Origin of the sequence: Vibrio sp. 1CM24A, from assembly GCF_023161725.1 — a bacterium.
In the GTDB taxonomy this organism is placed as follows: domain Bacteria; phylum Pseudomonadota; class Gammaproteobacteria; order Enterobacterales; family Vibrionaceae; genus Vibrio; species Vibrio coralliirubri.
Window position 1 is genome coordinate 207,002 of sequence record NZ_JALNTS010000009.1, and the last position, 22,256, is coordinate 229,257.

27 protein-coding genes are annotated in these 22,256 nt (G+C 44.8%); 9 read left to right on the forward strand and 18 right to left on the reverse strand.

Going from position 1 to position 22,256, the window contains the following annotated elements:
- Nucleotides 1-72: 72 nt before the first annotated feature.
- Nucleotides 73-597: a ribosome biogenesis factor YjgA gene (yjgA, locus tag MSG38_RS19895; protein ID WP_017058909.1), complete on the reverse strand. Its 525-nt coding sequence runs from the start codon at nt 595-597 to the stop codon at nt 73-75.
- A gap of 118 nt (nt 598-715) precedes the next feature.
- Here yjgA and pmbA point away from each other — a divergent pair, with 118 nt between their 5' ends.
- Nucleotides 716-2,059, forward strand: a complete 1,344-nt coding sequence (gene pmbA, locus MSG38_RS19900; RefSeq protein WP_017058910.1) for a metalloprotease PmbA — start codon at nt 716-718, stop codon at nt 2,057-2,059.
- Nucleotides 2,060-2,187: 128 nt separating this feature from the next.
- Here the strand turns inward: pmbA and mgtE are convergent, their stop codons facing one another.
- From mgtE to MSG38_RS19960, 12 genes are all read right to left on the reverse strand, one after another.
- A complete protein-coding gene (gene mgtE, locus MSG38_RS19905) occupies nt 2,188-3,543 on the reverse strand; it encodes a magnesium transporter (RefSeq protein WP_048605905.1) in 1,356 nt (451 codons plus the stop codon).
- A gap of 148 nt (nt 3,544-3,691) precedes the next feature.
- The gene (locus tag MSG38_RS19910; RefSeq protein ID WP_017066670.1) at nt 3,692-3,967 is read right to left on the reverse strand and encodes an HPr family phosphocarrier protein; all 276 of its coding nucleotides are present in this window, start codon (nt 3,965-3,967) and stop codon (nt 3,692-3,694) included.
- A gap of 2 nt (nt 3,968-3,969) precedes the next feature.
- On the reverse strand, nt 3,970-4,839 hold the full coding sequence (gene rapZ / locus MSG38_RS19915) for an RNase adapter RapZ (RefSeq protein WP_048612605.1): 870 nt from the start codon (nt 4,837-4,839) through the stop codon (nt 3,970-3,972).
- A 4-nt stretch (nt 4,840-4,843) separates the two neighbouring features.
- Nucleotides 4,844-5,302 (reverse strand): PTS IIA-like nitrogen regulatory protein PtsN, encoded by a 459-nt coding sequence (gene ptsN / locus MSG38_RS19920; protein ID WP_048605899.1) that lies wholly within the window; start codon nt 5,300-5,302, stop codon nt 4,844-4,846.
- Between the two features lies 1 nt (nt 5,303).
- A complete protein-coding gene (gene hpf, locus MSG38_RS19925; RefSeq protein WP_009847742.1) occupies nt 5,304-5,591 on the reverse strand; it encodes a ribosome hibernation promoting factor in 288 nt (95 codons plus the stop codon).
- Nucleotides 5,592-5,653: 62 nt separating this feature from the next.
- Nucleotides 5,654-7,114, reverse strand: coding sequence for an RNA polymerase factor sigma-54 (locus tag MSG38_RS19930; RefSeq protein WP_017058913.1), 1,461 nt, complete (start codon nt 7,112-7,114; stop codon nt 5,654-5,656).
- 54 nt (nt 7,115-7,168) lie between these two features.
- Nucleotides 7,169-7,894 (reverse strand): LPS export ABC transporter ATP-binding protein, encoded by a 726-nt coding sequence (gene lptB, locus MSG38_RS19935; protein ID WP_004735304.1) that lies wholly within the window; start codon nt 7,892-7,894, stop codon nt 7,169-7,171.
- 2 nt (nt 7,895-7,896) lie between these two features.
- Nucleotides 7,897-8,391 (reverse strand): lipopolysaccharide transport periplasmic protein LptA, encoded by a 495-nt coding sequence (lptA, locus tag MSG38_RS19940; protein ID WP_048605896.1) that lies wholly within the window; start codon nt 8,389-8,391, stop codon nt 7,897-7,899.
- Complete coding sequence (gene lptC / locus MSG38_RS19945; RefSeq protein WP_019821456.1) at nt 8,372-8,935, reverse strand: LPS export ABC transporter periplasmic protein LptC; 564 nt, start codon at nt 8,933-8,935, stop codon at nt 8,372-8,374. The genes lptA and lptC overlap by 20 nt, the downstream gene beginning before the upstream one ends.
- A complete protein-coding gene (gene kdsC / locus MSG38_RS19950; RefSeq protein WP_048605890.1) occupies nt 8,932-9,489 on the reverse strand; it encodes a 3-deoxy-manno-octulosonate-8-phosphatase KdsC in 558 nt (185 codons plus the stop codon). Before kdsC ends, lptC begins: the two co-directional genes overlap by 4 nt.
- Nucleotides 9,489-10,460, reverse strand: coding sequence for an arabinose-5-phosphate isomerase KdsD (gene kdsD / locus MSG38_RS19955; protein ID WP_017632284.1), 972 nt, complete (start codon nt 10,458-10,460; stop codon nt 9,489-9,491). The genes kdsC and kdsD overlap by 1 nt, the downstream gene beginning before the upstream one ends.
- 34 nt (nt 10,461-10,494) lie before the next feature.
- Nucleotides 10,495-11,460 (reverse strand): calcium/sodium antiporter, encoded by a 966-nt coding sequence (locus MSG38_RS19960; RefSeq protein ID WP_050622165.1) that lies wholly within the window; start codon nt 11,458-11,460, stop codon nt 10,495-10,497.
- 265 nt (nt 11,461-11,725) lie between these two features.
- Here MSG38_RS19960 and mlaF point away from each other — a divergent pair, with 265 nt between their 5' ends.
- The 8 genes from mlaF to MSG38_RS20000 all read left to right on the forward strand — a co-directional run bounded on the left by mlaF (nt 11,726) and on the right by MSG38_RS20000 (nt 17,223).
- Nucleotides 11,726-12,520, forward strand: coding sequence for a phospholipid ABC transporter ATP-binding protein MlaF (gene mlaF / locus MSG38_RS19965; protein ID WP_050652136.1), 795 nt, complete (start codon nt 11,726-11,728; stop codon nt 12,518-12,520).
- A 1-nt stretch (nt 12,521) separates the two neighbouring features.
- Nucleotides 12,522-13,301: a lipid asymmetry maintenance ABC transporter permease subunit MlaE gene (mlaE, locus tag MSG38_RS19970; RefSeq protein ID WP_008220420.1), complete on the forward strand. Its 780-nt coding sequence runs from the start codon at nt 12,522-12,524 to the stop codon at nt 13,299-13,301.
- A 2-nt stretch (nt 13,302-13,303) separates the two neighbouring features.
- Nucleotides 13,304-13,795, forward strand: coding sequence for an outer membrane lipid asymmetry maintenance protein MlaD (gene mlaD / locus MSG38_RS19975; RefSeq protein WP_017058921.1), 492 nt, complete (start codon nt 13,304-13,306; stop codon nt 13,793-13,795).
- 70 nt (nt 13,796-13,865) lie between these two features.
- Nucleotides 13,866-14,495 carry a phospholipid-binding protein MlaC gene (locus tag MSG38_RS19980; RefSeq protein WP_157367687.1) on the forward strand — a complete coding sequence of 210 codons (630 nt, stop codon included), beginning with the start codon at nt 13,866-13,868 and terminating at the stop codon, nt 14,493-14,495.
- Entirely contained in the window at nt 14,495-14,803 is a 309-nt protein-coding gene (locus MSG38_RS19985; protein WP_019821470.1) for a lipid asymmetry maintenance protein MlaB, read from the forward strand. The genes MSG38_RS19980 and MSG38_RS19985 overlap by 1 nt, the downstream gene beginning before the upstream one ends.
- A gap of 13 nt (nt 14,804-14,816) precedes the next feature.
- Nucleotides 14,817-15,071, forward strand: coding sequence for a BolA family iron metabolism protein IbaG (gene ibaG / locus MSG38_RS19990; RefSeq protein WP_017058924.1), 255 nt, complete (start codon nt 14,817-14,819; stop codon nt 15,069-15,071).
- Between the two features lie 8 nt (nt 15,072-15,079).
- A complete protein-coding gene (murA, locus tag MSG38_RS19995) occupies nt 15,080-16,345 on the forward strand; it encodes a UDP-N-acetylglucosamine 1-carboxyvinyltransferase (RefSeq protein WP_248402458.1) in 1,266 nt (421 codons plus the stop codon).
- Nucleotides 16,346-16,497: 152 nt separating this feature from the next.
- The gene (locus MSG38_RS20000) at nt 16,498-17,223 is read left to right on the forward strand and encodes a 1-acylglycerol-3-phosphate O-acyltransferase (RefSeq protein WP_017058926.1); all 726 of its coding nucleotides are present in this window, start codon (nt 16,498-16,500) and stop codon (nt 17,221-17,223) included.
- Nucleotides 17,224-17,349: 126 nt separating this feature from the next.
- On the opposite strand, the gene MSG38_RS20005 is transcribed toward MSG38_RS20000, so the two are convergent.
- The 5 genes from MSG38_RS20005 to arcA all read right to left on the reverse strand — a co-directional run bounded on the left by MSG38_RS20005 (nt 17,350) and on the right by arcA (nt 21,949).
- Nucleotides 17,350-17,739 (reverse strand): RidA family protein, encoded by a 390-nt coding sequence (locus tag MSG38_RS20005; RefSeq protein ID WP_004735319.1) that lies wholly within the window; start codon nt 17,737-17,739, stop codon nt 17,350-17,352.
- Between the two features lie 136 nt (nt 17,740-17,875).
- Nucleotides 17,876-18,337: an aspartate carbamoyltransferase regulatory subunit gene (gene pyrI, locus MSG38_RS20010; protein ID WP_017058927.1), complete on the reverse strand. Its 462-nt coding sequence runs from the start codon at nt 18,335-18,337 to the stop codon at nt 17,876-17,878.
- A gap of 12 nt (nt 18,338-18,349) precedes the next feature.
- Nucleotides 18,350-19,279, reverse strand: coding sequence for an aspartate carbamoyltransferase (gene pyrB, locus MSG38_RS20015; protein WP_012604860.1), 930 nt, complete (start codon nt 19,277-19,279; stop codon nt 18,350-18,352).
- 287 nt (nt 19,280-19,566) lie between these two features.
- A complete protein-coding gene (locus MSG38_RS20020; RefSeq protein ID WP_248402459.1) occupies nt 19,567-20,571 on the reverse strand; it encodes an ornithine carbamoyltransferase in 1,005 nt (334 codons plus the stop codon).
- Nucleotides 20,572-20,728: 157 nt separating this feature from the next.
- Nucleotides 20,729-21,949 carry an arginine deiminase gene (gene arcA / locus MSG38_RS20025; protein WP_019821481.1) on the reverse strand — a complete coding sequence of 407 codons (1,221 nt, stop codon included), beginning with the start codon at nt 21,947-21,949 and terminating at the stop codon, nt 20,729-20,731.
- Nucleotides 21,950-22,256: the final 307 nt, after the last annotated feature.

Below are 22,256 nucleotides of genomic sequence, written 5' to 3' on the forward strand. Positions count from 1 at the left end.
GTACGTAGAAAACAAAAAGACCTAGCATGTGCTAGGTCTTTTATTCACTCTATGAGTAAAGCGAGATAACGATTAGTCTTCTAGCTTTAGCTCTTTTAAGATTTGGAAGATCTCACGAGAAGACTTCGCAGGCTTGTTCGCTGATTTCTCTTTGTTAGCTTGGCGAGCTAGCTGACGAAGACGCTGACGGTCTGCTTCAGGGTACATTTCCATTACTTCTGAAATAGCCGCATCACCTTCAGCAACAACACGATCACGCAGTTGCTCAAGCTTATGTAGTTCAGCTGTTGCTTGTGAGTGTTTGTTACGTACTTTATCCAAAGCCGCTTGAATTGGCTCAGGATCGACATTACGCATCACTTTACCAATGTATTGAAGTTGACGACGCTTCGCTTCATTTTTAAAGCGTTGTGCATCTTTAATCGCTTGTGCCAAATCTTCAGACAGCGGAAATTTGTCTAATACAGAAGGCTTTAGACCAACAAGCTCTTCTCCCAGCTTTTGCAGGGCATCCATGTCCGTTTTCATTTCTGTCTTACTTACCCAGATGATTTCTTCTTCTGGTTCCCATGGGGCTTTTTGGTTTTTGCGAGCCATCTTTTCTGCCTATGTCACTATCTCAAACGAATATATTGCCTATTTTAGCAAGAATCTTGGGGAGAAAGCGAAATTCTTGTTATCCTACGTAATATTGACCTAAAAAATTAGAATAGATATGGATGTAAAACAGCAAGTCGCCCAGCAAAGAGTTGAGCTAGAAGCCGCAGTAGCTAAAGCGTTGGATATGGCATCAGTGAGTGCAGACGCAGCTGAGGTTGCTATTACTAAGTCAACGGGTTTAAGTGTTTCAACACGTATGTGTGAAGTGGAAAACGTTGAATTTAATAGCGATGGTGCGCTAGGTATTACTGTTTATCGCGGCCAGAAAAAAGGCAGCGCATCTACATCTGATCTGAGTGAAAAGGCTATTGCTCAAACAGTCGCGGCTGCGCTTGATATCGCTCAGTACACGTCTGAAGACCCATTTGCCGGTCCTGCAGCAAAAGAATACATGGTAAAAGAAATTCCAGACTTGGATCTTTTCCACCCGGATGAACCAAACCCTGACTATGCCGCTGAGATTGCGATTGCTGCTGAGAAGCAAGCGTTAGCTTATAGCGACAAGATCAAACAGAGTGATGGCGCAAGCTACGACAGCCACTATGGCGTTAAGGTTTATGGTAACAGCCATGGCTTACTAGCAAGCTACGCTTCAAGCCGTCATAGCACGAGCTGCTGTGTGATTGGACAAGGCGCTAACGGTGAGATGGAGCGTGACTATAGCTATACCGTTGCACGTCACCGTGATGAGCTATGGACGCCTGAGCGCGTAGGTCAAGAAGCAGCAGAAAAGACCATTAGCCGTTTGGATGCGAAAAAGCTACCAACAGGCCAATACCCAATTATGTTCGCTAACGATGTTGCTACTGGCTTGATTGGTCACCTTGTGATGGCAATCAGTGGCGGTAATCTTTACCGTAAATCATCGTTCTTATTGGATCATCTAGGTCAGAAAATCTTACCTGACTGGTTTAACATTTCTGAGCGACCACATATCCTGCGTGGTTTGGCTTCAAGCCCATTCGATAGCGAAGGTGTGTTCACTCAAGATCGTGAAATCATCACTGATGGTGTTCTGGCGACTTATCTACTGACGAGTTACGCAGCACGTAAAATGGACATGACACCAACCGGCCATGCGGGTGGTATTCATAATTGGTTCGTTAAATCGACCGGCCAAAACTTTGAGCAGATGTTAAAAGAGTTGGGTACGGGTTTCCTAGTGACTGAAGTGATGGGCCAAGGCGTTAATACCGTAACGGGTGATTACTCTCGTGGCGCTGCGGGTTTCTGGGTTGAGAACGGAGAGATCCAATACCCAGTCTCAGAAGTCACAATCGCAGGTAACCTAAAAGACATGTTTACTCAGATTGTTGCTGTGGGTAACGACGTAGAAACACGTTCGCAAATTCAAACGGGTTCTATCCTGCTTGAGTCGATGAAAGTCGCGGGTGAGTAATTTTGCCTAATTTGCTTCAGTTTAAACATGAGGTTTAAATATGAGGTTTAGACCTGAAGCTAAAATCTGATGCACTAAAAAAGGGAGCCAATGGCTCCCTTTTTGTATTTACCGAGTCGGTAATCAAGCTAGATAAGTATGGTTGCTAAGCCTAAGAACACCGATAGGCCAATAACATCGGTTACTGTGGTCAGTGCCATACCGCCAGCAAGGGCTGGATCGATATTCATCTTCTTCAACATCACTGGGATGGTTACCCCGGCAATACCTGCAACAATCAAGTTGGTCATCATCGCCGCTGAGATGATGCCTCCCAGTATCCAGTTACCTTTCCAAGCTACCACAATACCACCAATGATAACGGCCCATAGAACGCCATTTAGGAAGCCGATGGCCGCCTCTTTAAGTAGTAGTTCGCGTTTGTTACTGTCACCGATATGACCGAGTGCCAAACCACGAATTACTAGAGCAACGGTTTGGTTACCGGCAACACCACCCATCGAAGGTACAATCGTCATCAGTACTGCAATCGCTGCCATTTGGTCGAGCGTTGCTTCAAACATATTCGATACTGATGCTGCCGCCAGCGCAGCAAGAACATTAGCACCAAGCCATACACTACGACGACGAGCAGATTTTACGACTGGTGCGAAGGTATCTTCGTCATCGTCCATACCCGCCATACTCATCATTGAGTGCTCGGCATCTTCACGGATAACATCAACCACGTCATCGATGGTGATACGACCAACAAGATGTTGATTGCTATCGACTACTGGCGCTGAAACCCAGTTACGACGTTCGAACAGGCTCGCAATATCGGAAGCGCTGGTTTCAACCGCGATCGCTTCGTCGGCATCTTCCATCACCTCGGAAACTGCGACATCAGGCTGAGTCGTTACCAGTGTAGTAAGTGATAGGTTACCGATAAGACGTTCTTCTTCATCAATAACATACAGAGCGTCAGTTGCATCAGGCAGTTCGCCACGCATACGCATGTAGCGCAATACAACGTCGACATCGACATCACCACGAATCGTGATTACGTCGGTATTCATGATCGCACCCGCTGAATCTTCAGGGTACGACAGGGCAGTTTCAACTAATGCACGATCGACGGAGTCCATTTGAGAAAGGACTTCGCGAGAAACATCGTCGGGTAGGCTTCGAAGTACGTACGCGACGTCATCGGTTTCCATACCTTCGGTTGCTTCTGCCAAGGTCTCAGGTGCCATTTTCGACACAAGAGCATCTTTGACGTCTTCGTTTAGTTCATCAAGAATTTCACCGTAGTCTTCAGGATCGGTGAGTTGCCAGAGTACGTCACGACTTTTGCGAGGGGAGGCTTCTAAAAGGTGTGCAATATCTTCAGGCTCCATGTCCTGAAGTTGTCGGCGTACGTGAACAAATCGGCCGTTTTCTAGGGCTTCGCTGACTTCTTGGAGGGTTTGGTGAGCTTGGTCGAATTCTAATTGCTCTGCCATATTTTCCTCCTATCTCATTATTCTAACAATGGTTGGAATAGTAACTTAATTCTGGGGCTTATTTAAATCATAAACTTAGATAGAACTAAGATTTAATATTGGTTGGTTCGTTGTTTGAGTCTTAGGCGTTGCGAGTGAAGCGTTTTCGCTACTCACCCTCATCAAACTTGTCTTCAATGAGATGACAGACGGCATCCAGTGCTTGCTGTGAATCGGTGCCTGCTGCTTGAATAGTAATATGTTGCCCTTGCGCTGATTCCAGCATAAGTAACCCCATTACGCTGTCTGCTGTCGCTGTTTTATCTTCTTCGCTATGGATCGTGATGGTTGCATCAAAGCTTTGTGCAAGCTCAACCAACTTTACGGCTGCTCTAGCGTGAAGACCCAAGCGGTTTTGGATCAGTACAGTTCGAGTTAATTCCATGGTTAGCCCTGTTGGTGCTTCTCTAGGGAGGCGTGTCTGATTTGAACTTGATGGCCAAGTTGCTCGAAGTACTCACCAATTTTCTGAGTTAGATAAACCGAGCGGTGTTTGCCGCCAGTACAGCCAATCGCTACCGTTAGGTAACTGCGATTGTTCTTCTCTAACATTGGTAACCACTGTTCAACAAAGCCTTGGATCTGTTGCTTGAGCTCTAGAACTTCTGAGTGTTCTTCAAGAAAAGAGTGAATGGGAGCATCTAGACCGGTTAGTGGTCGTAGTGCGGGTTCCCAGTGAGGGTTCGGCAAAAAGCGAACATCAAACACGTAGTCGGCATCACTTGGCAGGCCATACTTAAAACCGAAAGATTGAAAGACAATAATCAGCTCTTGCTTCTCTTTGCCTTCAACTTTAAAACGAACCTTTTCACTCAATTCGTAGAGGTTGCAGTCACTACTGTCAATCACAATGCTGGCGTGCTCAGCGAGAGGTGTCAGGAGTGTCTTTTCTAAATCAATCGCTTGCTCAAGAGAGAGCTTTTCTTGGCCGATCGATAAAGGGTGAATTCTGCGTGTTTCGCTGTAGCGCTTGAGTAACGTCTGCTTGCTCGCATCTAGGAATAAGACGTTCACATCGATATTAGTGGCAGAGTCTAGCTGTTCTAGCATCTCTGTGACTAACTGAGGCTCTTTCGGTAGGTTACGGATATCAATGCTAACGGCGACGTTTTGATTGATCTCACGTACTGATTCGACGAAGTCGTTGAGCAGGTTTACTGGAAGGTTATCGACACAGTAATACCCCAAGTCTTCAAGGACTCGCAGCGCAACACTTTTACCGGCCCCCGATTGGCCACTAACAACGATTAATCGCATGTTATTACTCGCAAGTTGGCACTTGAATCATTATGTCGTAAAGCTCTTGATCGCTTTGAGCATTACGCAGCTGTTTAAGCGTCTGCTTGTCGTTGAGTCGCTCTGCCATACAAGAGAGGGTTTTTAGATGCTCCTTGCACTGTTCACTTGGAACAAGCAGGGCAAATAGTAGGTCGACAGGACGATTATCAATCGCATCAAATTCGATGGGATCTTGGCATTGCAGTAATACAGCAATCGCTTTATCACTGACATTCATACGAGCGTGAGGAATAGCGATGCCATTACCAATACCTGTACTGCCCATTTTTTCACGGCTCAACATGCACTCAAACAGTTCTGTTGAATCTTGACCACAGCTTTCTGCTGCGATCTGACTGATGAGTTCAAGGGCTCTTTTTTTGCTTGTGCATTGGACTGCACTTTTGGTGCAGTCCAATGAAAGTACTTCGCTTAATTGCATGTTAGTGACTACTTAGCTTTTCTTTGTGCTTGTTGAGTTGGCGGACGAGTTTATCAACCAATGAATCAATCGCGGCATACATGCTTTCATCTGTTGCTGTCGCATGGATTTCCCCCTGATTTATATGCAGGGTAGCTTCTGCGATTTGATTGATTTTCTCAACTTTTAAAACAACCTGAACGCTATTGATATGATCAAAGAAGCGCTCAAGTTTGTCGAATTTGGTGTGAACATAGTCTTGCATTGAATCGGTAAGATCAACGTGATGGCCTTGAATATTGATTTGCATAGACTTTCCTTTTCAGTTGGTTGCCTGATTATAGTTGCTAAGTAACTAGCGACTAAATGAGCTTATAGCAGGCGTTTACGCTGACTCGATGGGGCAATGCCCAGAGACTCACGGTATTTCGCTATAGTACGTCTAGCTACCTGAATTCCTTGGTCAGCCAGTAAAGCAGCAATCTTACTATCACTTAGAGGCTTCGCGGTATTTTCCGCTGCGACAAGCTTCTTAATGAGTGCGCGAATTGCTGTAGATGAACATTCACCGCCATTGTCAGTGCTGACATGGCTTGAGAAAAAGTATTTGAGTTCGAAGATGCCACGTGGCGTATGCATGAATTTTTGAGTCGTTACACGAGAGATCGTGGATTCGTGCATATCAACAGCTAACGCAACATCATTAAGAACCATTGGCTTCATCGCTTCTTCGCCATGTTCGAAGAAATCACGCTGATGTTCAACAATGCATCGCGCAACTTTGAGTAGCGTCTCATTTCGGCTCTCTAGGCTTTTAATTAACCACTTTGCTTCTTGCAAATTTGAGCGGATGTATTGATTGTCGGCGCTGTTGCCTTTACTACCCAGATCAGCGTACTGCTGATTCACTTTCAGCTTAGGCACGCTATCAGGGTTAATGGTCACTAGCCATTTGCCAAGGTCTTTGAAGACAGATACATCCGGAACCACATACTCAGTTTCATCCGGGGTAATCTTACTGCCAGGGCGAGGATCCAGTTGTTGAATAAGCTGCAAAACTTCACGTAGTTCTGCTTCTTTCAACTTGGTCTCTTTGATAACCAGTTTGTAATCGCGATTGCCGAGTTGGTCGATATGGCTAGTAAGTACTAACTTAGCTTCGTTGAGCCAAGGCGTATCTTGGGGAAAGGTTGCCAGTTGCAGTAACAAGCAATCTTGCAGGTTGACTGAACCGACACCTAGCGGGTCAAACTGCTGAATTCGTTTACGTACGGCTTCAATTTCATCAAGCTCGATCTCTTCATTGTCGAAGTTTTCAAGGATGTCTTCACAAGTTACAGTGAGGTAGCCATAGTCATCGATGGCATCGATTAGTGCAAAAGCGATGCTTCGGTCGGTGTCAGTGAATGGTGTTAAGTCGAGTTGCCAAAGTAGATAATCGTGCAGGCTTTGAGTAGTTTCGCCTTGATAAACCGGCATGTCGTCATCAATCGCAATACCCGTATTACCGGTGTTTGCGCTGTAGACGTCTTCCCACGTTGTGTCGATTTCTAGTTCGTTGCCAATCTCTGATTTTTCGATTAAGTCTGAGCTATCAGGTAAGTCTTGCTCTGTGGCTTCAACTGTTTCTTTTTCGTCACTGCTAGGTTTTTCTTCCGATGTTGGCGTATCTTCATTGCCTTCTTCGACATCGAGTAGTGGGTTAGATTCAAGTGCTTCTTGGATCTCTTGTTGCAAATCTAAAGTAGACAATTGCAACAAACGAATCGCTTGCTGCAATTGAGGAGTCATTGCTAACTGTTGGCCTAGCTTAAGTTGTAATGAGGGTTTCATTCAGTGTGACTTACCTAGTTATTATTCTTAGAACTCTCGATACTCTCTATATAATCATAGACGGAATTGTTCGCCTAGATAAACTTGTTTAACTTGTTCGTTATTGAGAACATCTTCAGGAGTCCCCTCAGCGATCAGGTGTCCTTGGCTTACGATGTAAGCTTTTTCACACACGTCTAATGTTTCACGAACGTTGTGGTCGGTAATCAAAACGCCCAAGCCGCGATCACGCAGGTGAACAATGATTTTTTTGATATCGATTACTGAGATCGGGTCAACACCGGCGAATGGTTCATCCAATAGAATGAACTGCGGGTTTGCTGCGAGTGCACGAGCAATCTCTACACGACGACGCTCACCACCTGACAGAGCCATACCATTGCTGGTGCGGATATGTTGGATGTGGAACTCTTCTAGCAGGTCTTCCAGCTTATCTTGGCGTTGTTCGTTGGTCATTTCATCACGGGTTTGTAAAACCGCCATGATGTTGTTCTCTACAGACAACTTACGGAAAATCGATGCTTCTTGAGGCAGGTAACCGATACCAAGACGAGAACGGCTGTGCATTGGCAAGATACTGATGTCTCGGTCATCAATGCTGATGGTACCTTCATCACGCGCCACCAAACCAACAATCATATAGAAAGACGTGGTTTTACCCGCACCGTTAGGTCCAAGCAGACCGACGATCTGGCCAGACTCTACCTGTAAGCTTACATCGGTCACAACCTTACGTTTACTGTAGGTTTTCGCTAGGTTTTTTGCTTTAAGAACAGCCATCGTTACTTATTCACTTCCGTTGGTTGTAAAACCGTTGACACTCGTTTGTTTTCACCACTGTCAGCGACTAATTTCTGAGAACCGATCTGGTAAGTGATCTTAGAGCCGCGAATGATGCTGCCATCTTGAGATAGCATCGCATTTTTGGTCATGATCAGTCGGTCAGCAATAAGCTGGTAATGCAGGTCATCAGCTTCACCGTAGAGTGTCTTACCGTCGTCAGTAAGCTGAGAGAAGGTTGCTGGCTTACCGAAGCCTTGAATTTCTTCAATCTCACCATTTACGGCGTTACGAGTAACAATAACCTTATCGGCATTGATATTGATGCTGCCTTGTTTAAGGTTCACATCACCAAGGAAAGTCACTTGGTTACTTTTCATATCCAATTGCTGGCTGTCTGAGTCAATGTAGACAGGTTGCTCGCTATCCGAAGACAGAGCATAGACATTAGGTGCCGCAAGGGTCAAAGCGAATAAACTAAGGTGTAAGAGTTTCATATCTACCTTGAACAGAATTAAAGAGGGTCGCATTGTTGGTACCGAAGTTACCTTTCATTGCTTGTCCCTCAGTTTCAAAAAATGTACCGATCATATGGACCGGAGTATCTGAATAAAAATCTCGGCTAGGCAGCTCAACAACCATTTTATCAGTGGTCATTGTATCGAAGCTGGCTTCTGGTAACAGGTTCTTTGCCACAACGTTGTCATAAAAAGTGACAACTTGATTCTTATCCATAATCGCGCGATCAGCGGTGACTTGCCATTCAATCGTGTGCCCTTCACGGAATACCGAAAGAACTGGGTTTTGAAAGTGCGTATCGCCAACCACTGAGTAGTGTTCTAAATACGTCGATTCAACCTGATAGCTGCGAATACCGCTTTCGTCGTAGCTAATGTTGTTCAGGCTTTTGCCACTAAACGCGGGCAGCTCCAAATTGGGAGCCACTTGTATCGTTGATGTTTGCTCTTTGTCGTACAGGTAATAGGTCGACCAAGAGGCAATAAATATGAGTATTAAATAGATAATACGAGTAAAACTCATATGCTTAAACCTTTATGCACGTCGAGTTCATTTCTTGCTTGTAAAATCAGGTCGCAGACTTCGCGTACTGCGCCATGACCACCTTTAATGGTTGTCACGTAGTTTGCACGCTTTGCAAGTAGCGGGTGACCATCTGCCACACAGACCTTCAAGCCAACTTTTTCCATTACAGGCCAGTCAATCAGATCGTCTCCGATGTAACCTGTATTTTCAGGATTTACAGAAAGCTTATCGCAAATATCTTGGTATGCCTTAACCTTATCGTCTTGACCTTGATAAATCAGCTTAATGCCTAGAGCGGTCATACGATTCTCAACAATTTGAGATTTGCGACCCGTGATGATCGCGATTTCAATACCAGCGTTCATCAGTGATTTTATGCCGTAACCGTCACGAGTGTGGAAGGTTTTCAGCTCTTCACCGTTGTTGCCCATGTAGATGCGACCATCAGAGAAGACACCATCGACATCGCAAATCAGCAATTTGATCTCTTTTGCGATTGCAAATACATCTGAGTTAACAGTGCCGTATAGAGTTTCGACTGTCTGTGTCATTACATTACTCCTGCTTTCAGTAAGTCATGCATGTTTAACGCTCCGACTAATTTACCTTCTTGGCATAACATCAGGCCATTGATGCTCTTCGCTTGCATCAAGTTTAAGCCCTCAACTGCGAGCATGTTTGGCTCGGCTACCGTCGGGTTTAGCGTCATTACATCACCGATCTGCGTGTTATGGATATCAACGCGTTTGTCTAAGATACGGCGTAAATCACCATCGGTAAAAATACCGGCCATTTGGCCATCTTCACCAACGATTGCTGTCATGCCTAAGCCTTTCTGAGAGATCTCTAATAGAGCGTCTCGAACTAGCGCATCCGGTGCCACAACAGGGAGTGCGTCACCTGTGTGCATGATGTCGTCCAGTTTTAACAGCAGTTGACGACCTAAAGCACCACCTGGATGAGACAGTGCAAAGTCTTGAGCGGTGAAGCCTCGAGCCTGTAAAAGTGCAACGGCTAATGCATCACCCATGACCAAAGTCGCTGTGGTGCTGGTTGTTGGTGCTAAGCCCAGAGGACAAGCCTCTTCCGGTACTGAAATTTGTAAATGGATATCAGACAAGGTCGCCATGTTCGATGCTGGCTTACCTGTCATGCTGATGATCTTGATGTTCAAACGCTTTAATACCGGGAACAGGCTGAGGATTTCTCCCGATTCGCCTGAGTTGGATATTGCAATCACAATATCGCCAGGTTCGATCATGCCTAAGTCGCCATGCGCTGCTTCACCTGGGTGAACAAAGAAAGCCGATGTGCCGGTACTTGCCAATGTGGCTGCGATTTTGTTGCCAATGTGGCCTGATTTACCCATGCCCATCACAACGACTTTGCCTTTGTTGTTCAGGATAAGGTCGCAAGCTTTACAAAAATCATCATTAAAATATTGGTCTAATTGAGTGAGACCTGCAACTTCGGTTTCCAAAACTTGTTTTGCAACGCTGCGGTAATCAAATGGCTGAGACATCAAATACTCCAAGTACGGGAAGTTAAATCAACAATTAAGCCGACATGTTCATTAGTAGGTAAGCTTGGTAGGCCACGAACGTCACAATTAACACGCCGCCTTCAATACGATTCACACTACGAGATTTTCCTAGTGCCATCACAACAAGCAGTAGCGATACGCCTAGCATTACCCAGAAGTCACGACCCATAGCGAACTCGCTCAAGATAGAAGGGTTCAGGATGCCCGGGATACCCATAACAGCAAGGATGTTGAATACGTTTGAACCAATGATATTACCTACAGCCATATCATCTTCACCCTTCATAACGCCGGCAAGTGATGCCGCAAGCTCTGGCAAGCTAGTGCCTACGGCTATGATAGTTAGACCAATGACAAGATCGCTCATGCCGAAGTATTTAGCGATGATTACAGCGTTATCTACCAGCATATCAGCAGCCAAAGGCAGGATGATCAGGCCAATCACGACCCACATTGCGGCTTTAGGGTTACTTACGCCCTCTGGGATTTCTGATTCTTGCTCGTCAAGGAAGGCATCACCGTTCTTTTTCTCACTACGGCTGATTTGCAGCATGGCAAATAAGAAAGCGGCGAAAAGAACAAACAACAACACACCTTCATAGAAACCTAAATGGTTATCCCAAAGCAGTGCGCCAGCTAATAAAGTGACACCAATCATTAATGGTAGTTCACGGCGAATCACGCCAGAGCTAATCGATAGCGGCTTGATTAGGGCAGTAATACCTAAAATAAGCGCAATGTTGGCGATGTTTGAACCTAATACGTTACCTACAGCGGTATCTGTTTTGCCATCAAGGGCCGCTGTCGCAGAAACCATCATTTCAGGAGCCGAAGATCCCATTGCTAAGATCGTCATACCGATAACTAGTGGTGAGATACCGAAGTTGCGAGCAAGAGCAGCGGCGCCGTAAACCAGCTTATCTGCACTCCACACCAAAAAACCTAGACCGATAATAAGAAACGCAATCGCTTCAAGCATGATGATTCCTAAAAAATTAATAAAAAACGGAGAATTAACCGCTAATTTTGACCTGTTGCTAGATAAAAGGGAAGTCACTCGGCAAATTAATTACCAGTTAGCAGGCAAGAAAGAGAGCTCAATAGATAATTTTCTAATGCTTTCAAATCCCTGCATCGATTCCTGTTTAATATGAATTAATTGAACAGTGCTTTTAATTCTAAAGTAGACTCATTATTATTGCAGCCATAATTGGCGTTTTTTAAAGCAAGGAAACAACAAAAATATGTTGAACACTGAGCTTGTGAAAGTTAAGAACCTCAGCTTCTCACGCGGTGAGCGCGTTATCTTTGATGACATCAGTTTAGAGGTGCCTCAAGGCAAGATAACCGCAATCATGGGGCCGTCTGGGATCGGCAAAACGACTTTACTGCGTTTGATCGGTGGGCAACTGCCGCCAGATGAAGGCGAAATTTGGTTTGATGGCGACAACATCCCTGCATTATCACGTCGAAAGCTGTATCAAGCACGTAAGAAAATGAGCATGCTATTCCAATCGGGTGCGCTTTTTACGGATCTCAATGTCTTTGATAATGTGGCTTTTCCGCTGCGAGAGCACACGGAACTTAATGAAAAATTCATTCGTACCATCGTATTACTTAAGCTTGAAGCGGTAGGATTACGAGGGGCAGCGCAATTAATGCCGAGTGAGTTGTCTGGCGGTATGGCGAGGAGAGCAGCGTTGGCTCGTGCGATCGCGTTGGATCCAGAACTTATCATGTACGATGAGCCGTTTGTTGGCCAAGACCCCATCACCATGGGCGTATTGGTTGAATTGATACGAAATCTCAATCAAGCCCTAGGTTTAACCTCTATTGTCGTTTCTCACGATGTGCCTGAGGTGATGAGTATTGCTGATTGGGTTTACCTCATGGCGGATAGCAAGATCATTGCGTCTGGGTCACCTGATGAGTTGTACAACAATAGCGATCCGAGAGTGCAGCAATTTTTGCAAGGTGAAGCCGATGGCCCAGTACCATTTAGATTCCCTGCGAAGAGCTTAGAAAAGGATTTGTTTTAATATGATTGCTAAAACTATTGCGGGTGTCGGTAAGCGTACACTTGCGATCTGTGAGTCATTTGGTCGAGCAAGCCTGATGTTATTTGGAGCTTTGTTTGGCATCCCGCGACTAAAAAACTTCCCTTTATTAGTAAAACAACTTTATAGCGTTGGCGTTCAGTCATTGGCTATTATTTTAGTTTCGGGTTTGTTCATCGGCATGGTGCTGAGTCTACAGGGCTATGTCGTGTTAATTGACTACGGCGCTGAGGGAAACCTTGGCCAAATGGTCGCGCTTTCACTGTTACGTGAGTTGGGGCCTGTGGTGACTGCGTTATTATTTGCAGGTCGAGCCGGTTCAGCACTCACGGCAGAGATTGGTTTAATGAAAGCAACAGAGCAGATCTCAAGCCTTGAGATGATGGCCGTTGACCCTCTTAAACGCATTATTGCACCACGTCTTTGGGCCGGGCTTATCTCAATGCCATTGCTTGCTATGATCTTTATGGCGGTAGGTATTTGGGGCGGTCAACTAGTTGGTGTTGATTGGAAAGGTATTGATCACGGTAGTTTCTGGTCTGCGATGCAGTCTTCAGTAGAACTTGGCCGAGATATTGGTAACAGCATGATCAAATGTATGGTCTTCGCTATCACCGTAACTTGGATCGCACTTTTCAATGGTTATGACGCAGTACCGACTTCAGAAGGTATCAGTCAGGCAACCACACGCACTGTAGTGCACTCTTCTCTAGCGGTACTAGGGCTAGATTTTGTTCTTACCGCATTGATGTTTGGGAATTAATCATGCAACAAACTCGAAAATTAGAATTATGGGTCGGCACCTTTGTTATTGCCGGAATTTGCGCAATCTTAATCATGATCTTTCAAGTCGCTGACGTAAAAGGCATAGGTTCGAACCATACTTACAATCTAAAAGCGACCTTTGACAACATTGGCAGCCTAAAAGTTCGTTCTCCAGTGAAGGTGGGTGGCGTCGTTGTTGGACGAGTTAAAAGCATTGAGCTTGATACCGAGAGCTACCTTCCTGTCGTTGAACTGTCTATTGACGGGAAATACTCACAATTTCCAGATACCTCTAGTGCTCAAATTTTAACATCTGGCTTAATTGGTGAGCAGTACATTAGTCTGGTTCCAGGCTTCATTTTTGATGATGAAGAGATGTTGGTCGATGGTGATTCAATTGAAGACACCAAGTCAGCATTAGTACTAGAAGATTTGATTGGCCAAGTGCTGTATAGCGTTGGTGGTTCTAATGACAGCGAAGCTAAGGAATAAGATGATGTTGAAAACTATTAGTTATTTAAAAGATATTAGTCATTTAAAAGCTATTGGTTACTTGAAATCAATGTTTATGGCGGCAATGGCATTGCTTATCTCTACCCAAGCCTTTGCTGCAGAATCGATTGACCGTACTCAGCCTTACCAGATGATGACTCAAGTTGCCGAAGTGGCATTTGAGCGTTTGAAGAGTGAACAAGACAACATCCACCAAGATCCTGAATTATTGAAGGTCATCGTGGAAGAAGAGTTGATGCCTTATGTGAATGCACAATATGCAGCTCTTAAGTTACTTGGACCAAACTTGAAAGGCGCGGATAGAAAAGACGTGGGCGTGTTTATCGATGCGTTCCGTAAATACCTGGTTTCTTCTTATGCCCAAGTGCTGACTCAATACACGGATCAGACGATTGAATTTGGTCCAGAACCAAAAATCAAAGCGGATAGCCGCATTACCAGTATCAAGGTCGACATCATCGATACACCGCGACCAAACATTAAGCTTGAATTTAAGCTTCGCAAAGACAAGAAATCTGGCGAGTGGAAAGCATTTGATATGGTTGCCGAAGGTATTAGCTTGTTGTCGAGCAAGCAATCGGAGTGGAATACTAAGATTCGTCAAGAAGGCATCTTACAAGTTGCTGACGAACTAGAGAAATTAGCCGCACAACCAATTCGTTTTGAGAGTAACAAATAATGAGCCATTCTCAATGGCAAGCACTAAGCTCTAAAGAGTATCAGCTGCTTGGTGATTTAGACCGAGACAGTGTCCCTGCAATCTGGCGTATATTGGAAAAGTGGCAAACGACGGAATCGAGCGTTGAAATTGACCTTAGCCATATAAATCGAGTCGATTCAGCAGGAATGGTGATGCTAATTCACTTATTAGAGCATGCAAAAAATCAAAACTGTCATATAATGCTCAGTTTCGTGCCAGAACAATTACGAACGTTGTTCCAATTGAGCAATATCCAGCCAATGATGGCAGAACACATAAAAAATTAGGCAGGAGCTATTTGTGGACAGCACAAAAGTACAAGAATTATTAGCAGAAGCACTGAACCTTCAGGAAATTTTCGTGAAAGGTGAAGGCAGTCATTACGAAGTTGTTGCGGTTGATCCATGTTTTGACGGCATGAATCGAGTTAAGAAGCAGCAACTAATCTACGGCCCACTAATGGAATACATTCAACGCAATGACATCCATGCTCTTTCTATTAAGGCTTTCACGCCGGAAGAGTGGGAACGTGATAAGAAACTGATGTCACTTTAAGGTTTATGATGGAAAAGTTTCGAGTTATTGGATCGGATAAGCCGCTAAGCGGTGAAGTGACGATCTCAGGCGCAAAAAATGCAGCGCTACCTATCTTATTTGCTTCAATTCTTGCTGAAGAGCCAGTAGAAGTAAGTAACGTTCCTCACCTACGCGACATCGATACTACGATGGAACTGCTTAAGCGTTTAGGCGCAAAAGTATCACGTAATGGTAGTGTTCATGTTGATGGCAGCGAAATTAATGAATTTTGTGCGCCTTACGATTTAGTGAAAACAATGCGTGCTTCTATTTGGGCTTTAGGTCCTCTAGTCGCTCGTTTTGGTGAAGGCCAAGTGTCACTTCCAGGCGGTTGTGCAATTGGTGCTCGACCTGTTGATCTGCATATCCACGGCCTAGAGCAACTAGGTGCGACCATTAAGTTGGAAGATGGTTATGTGAAAGCAAGTGTTGATGGCCGTCTGAAAGGCGCGCACATCGTGATGGATAAAGTAAGTGTGGGTGCCACCATTACTATCATGTGTGCAGCAACGCTAGCGGAAGGAACAACAGTACTCGATAACTCAGCGCGTGAGCCTGAGATTGTTGATACGGCTGACTTCCTAAACAAACTGGGTGCTAAAATTTCTGGCGCAGGTACAGATACGATTACTATCGAAGGCGTTGAACGTCTTGGTGGTGGCCAACACTCTGTGGTTGCTGACCGTATTGAAACAGGTACTTTCCTGGTTGCTGCTGCTGTTTCTGGCGGTAAAGTGGTTTGTCACAACACCAACGCTCATCTTCTTGAAGCTGCCTTAGCGAAGCTTGAAGAAGCGGGTGCGAAGGTTGAAACGGGCGAAGACTGGATCAGCCTTGATATGACGGGTCGTGAACTGAAAGCGGTGAAAATCGTAACAGCACCCCACCCTGGCTTCCCAACCGACATGCAAGCACAGTTTACTCTGCTTAACATGATGGCGAAGGGCAGTGGTGTTATCACTGAGACTATCTTTGAAAACCGCTTTATGCACATTCCTGAGTTACAGCGAATGGGTGCAAAAGCCGAAATCGAAGGCAACACGGCTATCTGTGGTGAAACGGAAAAACTGAGCGGCGCTCAAGTAATGGCAACGGACCTTCGCGCATCTGCGAGCCTTGTGATTGCTGGCTGTATCGCTCAAGGCGAAACCATCGTTGACCGTATTTATCACATCGATCGTGGCTACGATAAGATTGAAGATAAATTGTCAGCCTTAGGCGCAAACATTACACGATTTCGTGAGTCGAGCTAACCTAGGTTAGTGGGTTCATGAATCAGTAAGATGAAAACATAAAAGTCGGAACCTTGGTTTCGGCTTTTTTATAGTTGTATTTACCGCAAGTAAATCTATTGCTCATTTTTGCGCGAATAGATGAATCAACTTGGCGGTCGGTGAGGAACAAAATGATAGCAATATTACGTATTTTCGCAGTGGCGATATTTGCGATTCTTATGTTTGTATTTGGTTGTGGTTACTGCCTATTAAGTCCACGCAATCCAAAACACGTATTTACTTTTGGCCGTTATTTCGGTCGAATGTCGAAGATCTTCGGCATGAAGTTAGAGCTTCGCATCCCAGAAGATGCCTACTCTCGCGGCCAACATGTTTATGTAGCGAATCACCAAAACAGCTGGGATCTATTCACGATTTCATCTGCGGTAACGCCAAAAGTGGTGACGGTTGGTAAGAAAAGCCTAGTGTGGATGCCGTTATTTGGTCAGCTTTACTGGTTGACGGGTAACATCCTAATTGACCGTGCTAACCGCAGCAAAGCGGTAGGTACGATTGATCAGGTCGTGACGAGTTTAAAAGAGAGCGATGTTTCAGTTTGGATGTTCCCTGAGGGCACTCGTTCTCGTGGCCGTGGTCTGCTGCCATTCAAAACAGGTGCATTCCATGCTGCGATTGGTGCTGGCTTGCCTATCATCCCTATCGTGTGTAGCTCAACCGGTGGCGTGAAGCTAAACCGTTGGAACAATGGTCATGTGATTGTTGAAATGTTGCCACCAATCAGCACTGAAGGTTACGACAAGTCTAATGTTCGTGAACTGGCTAACCTAGCTCGTGAGCAGATGGCTGCTAAGCTTGAAGAGTTAGACAAAGAAGTGGTTGAGCTTAATAAAAAGTAATTATCTAAGCGAAACGATGAACAATAAAAAAGGTTGCCAACAGGGCAACCTTTTTTTGTATCTGATAAACGCTCAGCATTATGCCTTATTCGTTTACTAGAAACCGTTTATTGTAGATATTAAAACCTATTTGCGAACCGCAATAGCTTCGATCTCGATACCAACATCTTTTGGTAGACGAGCTACTTCAACACATGAACGTGCAGGGTAGTTTGCAACGCCGTGCTCATCGAAGAATTTGCCGTACACCTCGTTTACTGTGCCGAAGTCGTTTAGGTCTTTAACGAATACCGTTAGTTTTACGATGTCTTTTACAGTCAGGCCTGAAGCTTCAACAACCGCTTGAACGTTGTCTAGAGATTGGCGAGCTTGCTCTGCGATATCAGCAGATACTTCACCAGTTGCTGGGTTTACTGGGATTTGACCAGAAGTCAGTACCATGTTGCCAAGGTCAACGCCTTGTACGTATGGGCCGATTGCAGCTGGAGCAGATTCTGTGTGAAGTACTTTAGTCATTGGTTTATTCCATCAGTTATTAGATAAAAATCAATTTTCAGTGTGCCTTCAAACTTTGGATAGGTAAAGCGCAAAATACCCCGCACAGGCGAGGTATTTGATAGTTTTTACATTCGGTCTTCTTTGCCGTATGACGTTATCTTTCTGTCACGATCTCGCGAGAGAAGACTTTTTCGCAATACTTACACTTCAATCGAATATCTTCTTTCTTTTCAAAGATCTTAAAGCTGCTTTCAACCGGTTCATTGTGAGTAATGCAGTTGGTATTTGGACACTCGAACACATCGTTGATTTGCTCAGGAAGTTCTAGTGGTAGCTTCTTAACCACTTCGTAATCTTCGATTTGATTCACGGTTGCGTGAGGCGCATAAAGTGCCAGCTTGCTCGCCTGTTCTTCTGTGATAAACACATTCTCAATCTTGAGCAGATCTTTTCCGCCTAGTGCAGAAGACGGCAGATTTAGGCCAATCGTCACGCGCTGATGAGAGTTGTGCATGTCGAACAGTTTTAGCACCTTGATCCCGATATTGGCTGGGATATGGTCGATAACAGTACCGTTTCTGATTGCTTCAACTTTTAATTGAGTCTCTTTAGACATGATATCTCTCCTCTACAGCGTTTCGTTAAGAACAAGGGCTAGCAGTGCTTCACGGGCGTAAACACCATTCTCTGCTTGCTGGAAGTAGTAAGCGTAAGGTGTTTTATCGACATCAACAGTAATTTCATCAACGCGAGGAAGAGGGTGCAGAACCTTCAAGTTATCGCGTGCATTTTCCAGCATCGAAGCGGTCAGGATGTATGCGGATTTGATGTGCGCGTATTCTGACTCATCGAAGCGCTCTTTTTGAACTCGAGTCATGTACAAGACATCTAGCTCAGGAATCACATCTTCCATGTCCGTCAATAGTTGGTACTTGATGCCCGCTTCATCAAGCTCTTCGCAAATGTAGTCAGGCATCGCTAGAGCTTCTGGAGCCACGAAGTAGAAACAGATGTTGTCGAATTTCGCTAGTGCTTGCGTCAACGAGTGAACCGTACGGCCGTACTTAAGGTCACCAACGAATGCAACGTTTAGGTTGTCGAGGCGGCCTTGTGTCTCAGCTATAGAGAATAGGTCTAATAACGTTTGTGTTGGGTGTTGGTTTGCGCCGTCACCTGCGTTAATAACAGGTACACCATTTGAGAACTCAGAAGCCAGACGCGCTGCGCCTTCTTGAGGGTGACGCATCACGTAAGCGTCAACGTATGAAGAGATAACCTGTACCGAGTCCGCTAGCGTTTCGCCTTTCTTTGCCAAAGAAGTGTTACCACCACTGTCGAAACCAATCACATCACCACCGATGCGTTGAATCGCAGTTTCAAAAGAGAGACGAGTTCGCGTAGAAGGTTCGAAGAAGCAGCTGGCAACAACTTTGTTCTTGATGAGTTCTGGGTTTGGTTCAGCCTTTAGCTGACCTGCCGTTTGAACAATTAATTCTAGCTCTTCACGAGAAAGCTCTGGAATTGAGATGATGTGCTTTTGATAGAGCGAATTCGCCATGATCTTCTTCCCCACAATAATGTATTGGCCATAAAAAAGCCCCCCATAATGGGAGGCTTTAAAAAAGTGCTGAAAAGCAGAATAGACGGCCTGGTAAGCATCTTAGCTTACGAGCAATATTTGGTGTTTTCACAATTTTATTATGTGTTATCACAATATCATTATGTTTTATCACAACATTGCTTGGCGTCATTTTCACTACTCTCAGACAAATTGCCGAGAATTATACGCTTTCAATTTGTGAGCGCAAGCGATTACATCAAGCTTTTGTTTACTTTCAGTATTCGCTATTGACCCAGTGTCGCAACCATTACCGCTTTGATGGTATGCATGCGATTTTCAGCTTCATCAAACACAATTGAGTAATCCGATTCAAAGACTTCGTCAGTGACTTCTAAACCGTTCATTCCATACTTGTCTGCGACTTGCTGGCCGATTACGGTTTCATTGTTGTGGAAAGCAGGTAAGCAGTGCATGAATTTCACTTGAGGGTTACCAGTGAGCTTAATAACTTCCATATTCACTTGGTATGGTTTCATTACCGCTACACGTTCGTCCCAAGCTTCAGGGGCTTCACCCATTGAAACCCAAACATCGGTGTATAGGAAATCACAACCTTTCACGCCTTCAGCAACGTCTTCTGTTAGAGTGATTTTGGCACCTGTGCTTTGCGCGATAGCTTGGCACTCTTCGACAAGCTGCTCTTCTGGCCAGAACGCTTTAGGCGCGACAAGGCGAATATCCATGCCCATCTTCGCGGCACCGACTAACAGAGAGTTACCCATGTTATTGCGTGCATCGCCTAGGTAAGCAAAGCTGATTTGGTGCAGATGTTTTCCGCGACCATGCTCAAGCATAGTGAGGAAATCAGCCAAGATCTGAGTAGGGTGGAACTCATCGGTTAAGCCGTTCCAAACCGGCACGCCCGCATAAGCGCCTAAGTCTTCAACGATACTTTGGCCAAAACCACGATATTCGATGCCATCGTACATACGCCCTAATACACGCGCCGTATCTTTCATTGATTCTTTTTGACCAATCTGAGAACCAGAGGGGCCAAGGTAAGAGACTTGAGCACCTTGATCAAAGGCGGCCACTTCAAACGCACATCGTGTTCGAGTTGATGCTTTCTCGAAGATCAAAGCAATGTTTTTGCCGTTGAGTTTCTTCTGTTCCGTACCTGCATACTTAGCTTTTTTTAGGTCAGCAGACAGGTCGAGTAAAAACTGAATCTCTTTAGGAGTAAAGTCGAGAAGTTTTAGAAAGTTACGATTGCGAAGATTAAAGGCCATCTCTCGCTCCTTGCGTATATAGAATCAATGAAGAACTTAGTTAAACATAAAAATGCTATATTTGTGAATATTTATTTTATTGATTTGATAAAAAAGGCCAGTAAATGAATACTGGCCTAGATAAGATTATTGAGTCTGTTTAACTGAGCTCTTTGACTTAGATACCATCTCTTTCGATAGGGCAACTCATACAGCGCGCGCCGCCACGACCACGGCCTAGCTCGTTGCCAGGAATCGTTAGAACTTCGATACCCGCTTTGTCGTATTTCTCATTGGTGTAAACATTACGTTCATAACCAATCACGGTACCTGGTTTCACTGTCAGTACGTTGTTTGCGTCATTCCACTGTTCACGCTCAGCTTCGTAGTTATCACCGCCGGTTGTGATGATCTTCAGTTGATCAAGGCCTAGCGCGCCTTCAATCGCTGACAGGTAGTTTTCAGCTTTCTCGACACGCATTTCGCCATTTTCTTTTGGCGTTAAGCGCCAAGTGTCTAGGTCTTTACGCACGATCTCTGGATAGACAGAGAACGTGTCGATATCCATGTGTGTCATCACCGTATCAAGGTGCATACAAGAGCGGTGTTTTGGTAGATCGATCGCAATCACTTCGGTAGCTTGGCCTGATCTAAATAAGCTAGCCGCTAGGTTTTCGACACCTTGTGGTTTAGTACGCTCTGAAATACCAACCAGTACCGCACCTTTACCGATAACCAGTACGTCACCGCCTTCAATGTTAGCGTTGTCGTAGTGAAGGTCTTCATCACCAAAGTACTTAATGAAATCTTGACCGGCGAACACTGGGTGCCAGCGGTAGATAGCACGCAGGTGGTTCGTTTCACGTTGACGTGCAGGCTTCATCATCGGGTTAAGCGATACACCACCATAAACCCAGCAAGAGGTATCTCGCGTAAATAGGTGGTTAGGCAGTGGCTCGATAACGAAATCGAGTGGTCGATGCATTTTAGGCAGCATCGATGATGATTTGATAGGAAGCTCAGAGTAAGCCAGACCACCGAGTAAGATCGTTGCTAGATGCTCATTATCCATTTGAGCAAGGTAGTTTCTTAAGTCACGGGCGAAAGTCGGGCCATAACGGAAATCTGAGATTTGAGTATTCAGCAACCACTCACGAGCCTGAGATACGGCAAGCGTTTCTACTAGCAGGTCATGCAGCAATAGCACTTCTACGTCTTGGCTGCGCAGCGTTTCTGCAAAGGCATCATGTTCTTCACCAGCGGCTTCAACGGCAAGTACATCATCAAATAGAAGATCATGACAGTTTGAAGGGGTGAGGTGGGTGAGTGCTCTTTCTGGTCTATTTAGGAGAACTCGTCTCAATTGACCGACTTCGGAGCCAACGTACAGCTTACTCATTTTGCATCCTTACTATTAATCCAGCGTCTATTTATGACAAGCTTGTCCGTAATATGCAAGTTTTGTAGATTGAGTTAATACAAGGTATTTGGCTAATAATTGGTCATAAAACCTGCAATTTTTAAGTTTATACAGATTAAATTCCAACTAACTGGCTATCGAACGGAACAACGTTTTTGAGGATCTATGCTCAATTTGTGGCTTGTTAGAATTGAATTTTGCTTATTAATCGTGATTTTTTATTCACTATTATGCACTTTTTGATAACAAGCTGAGGATTTATGCACCCCAAAAGCGGTTTAGCGTA

What these genes read in the sequence shown, in the direction of transcription:
- MSG38_RS19910 (WP_017066670.1), bottom strand. Translation starts at nt 3,967, where the DNA reads ATGGAATTAACTCGAACTGTACTGATCCAAAACCGCTTGGGTCTTCAC.
- pyrB (WP_012604860.1), bottom strand. Translation starts at nt 19,279, where the DNA reads ATGGCGAATTCGCTCTATCAAAAGCACATCATCTCAATTCCAGAGCTT.
- mgtE (WP_048605905.1), bottom strand. Translation starts at nt 3,543, where the DNA reads ATGGCAGAGCAATTAGAATTCGACCAAGCTCACCAAACCCTCCAAGAA.
- mlaE (WP_008220420.1), top strand. Translation starts at nt 12,522, where the DNA reads ATGATTGCTAAAACTATTGCGGGTGTCGGTAAGCGTACACTTGCGATC.
- mlaF (WP_050652136.1), top strand. Translation starts at nt 11,726, where the DNA reads ATGTTGAACACTGAGCTTGTGAAAGTTAAGAACCTCAGCTTCTCACGC.
- MSG38_RS20005 (WP_004735319.1), bottom strand. Translation starts at nt 17,739, where the DNA reads ATGACTAAAGTACTTCACACAGAATCTGCTCCAGCTGCAATCGGCCCA.
- lptB (WP_004735304.1), bottom strand. Translation starts at nt 7,894, where the DNA reads ATGGCTGTTCTTAAAGCAAAAAACCTAGCGAAAACCTACAGTAAACGT.
- MSG38_RS19985 (WP_019821470.1), top strand. Translation starts at nt 14,495, where the DNA reads ATGAGCCATTCTCAATGGCAAGCACTAAGCTCTAAAGAGTATCAGCTG.
- pmbA (WP_017058910.1), top strand. Translation starts at nt 716, where the DNA reads ATGGATGTAAAACAGCAAGTCGCCCAGCAAAGAGTTGAGCTAGAAGCC.
- rapZ (WP_048612605.1), bottom strand. Translation starts at nt 4,839, where the DNA reads ATGCGATTAATCGTTGTTAGTGGCCAATCGGGGGCCGGTAAAAGTGTT.
- ptsN (WP_048605899.1), bottom strand. Translation starts at nt 5,302, where the DNA reads ATGCAATTAAGCGAAGTACTTTCATTGGACTGCACCAAAAGTGCAGTC.
- kdsC (WP_048605890.1), bottom strand. Translation starts at nt 9,489, where the DNA reads ATGACACAGACAGTCGAAACTCTATACGGCACTGTTAACTCAGATGTA.
- MSG38_RS19960 (WP_050622165.1), bottom strand. Translation starts at nt 11,460, where the DNA reads ATGCTTGAAGCGATTGCGTTTCTTATTATCGGTCTAGGTTTTTTGGTG.
- MSG38_RS20000 (WP_017058926.1), top strand. Translation starts at nt 16,498, where the DNA reads ATGATAGCAATATTACGTATTTTCGCAGTGGCGATATTTGCGATTCTT.
- lptA (WP_048605896.1), bottom strand. Translation starts at nt 8,391, where the DNA reads ATGAAACTCTTACACCTTAGTTTATTCGCTTTGACCCTTGCGGCACCT.
- mlaD (WP_017058921.1), top strand. Translation starts at nt 13,304, where the DNA reads ATGCAACAAACTCGAAAATTAGAATTATGGGTCGGCACCTTTGTTATT.
- murA (WP_248402458.1), top strand. Translation starts at nt 15,080, where the DNA reads ATGGAAAAGTTTCGAGTTATTGGATCGGATAAGCCGCTAAGCGGTGAA.
- hpf (WP_009847742.1), bottom strand. Translation starts at nt 5,591, where the DNA reads ATGCAAATCAATATTCAAGGCCATCACGTTGATCTTACCGATTCAATG.
- kdsD (WP_017632284.1), bottom strand. Translation starts at nt 10,460, where the DNA reads ATGTCTCAGCCATTTGATTACCGCAGCGTTGCAAAACAAGTTTTGGAA.
- MSG38_RS20020 (WP_248402459.1), bottom strand. Translation starts at nt 20,571, where the DNA reads ATGGCCTTTAATCTTCGCAATCGTAACTTTCTAAAACTTCTCGACTTT.
- arcA (WP_019821481.1), bottom strand. Translation starts at nt 21,949, where the DNA reads ATGAGTAAGCTGTACGTTGGCTCCGAAGTCGGTCAATTGAGACGAGTT.
- lptC (WP_019821456.1), bottom strand. Translation starts at nt 8,935, where the DNA reads ATGAGTTTTACTCGTATTATCTATTTAATACTCATATTTATTGCCTCT.
- pyrI (WP_017058927.1), bottom strand. Translation starts at nt 18,337, where the DNA reads ATGTCTAAAGAGACTCAATTAAAAGTTGAAGCAATCAGAAACGGTACT.
- MSG38_RS19930 (WP_017058913.1), bottom strand. Translation starts at nt 7,114, where the DNA reads ATGAAACCCTCATTACAACTTAAGCTAGGCCAACAGTTAGCAATGACT.
- yjgA (WP_017058909.1), bottom strand. Translation starts at nt 597, where the DNA reads ATGGCTCGCAAAAACCAAAAAGCCCCATGGGAACCAGAAGAAGAAATC.
- MSG38_RS19980 (WP_157367687.1), top strand. Translation starts at nt 13,866, where the DNA reads ATGTTTATGGCGGCAATGGCATTGCTTATCTCTACCCAAGCCTTTGCT.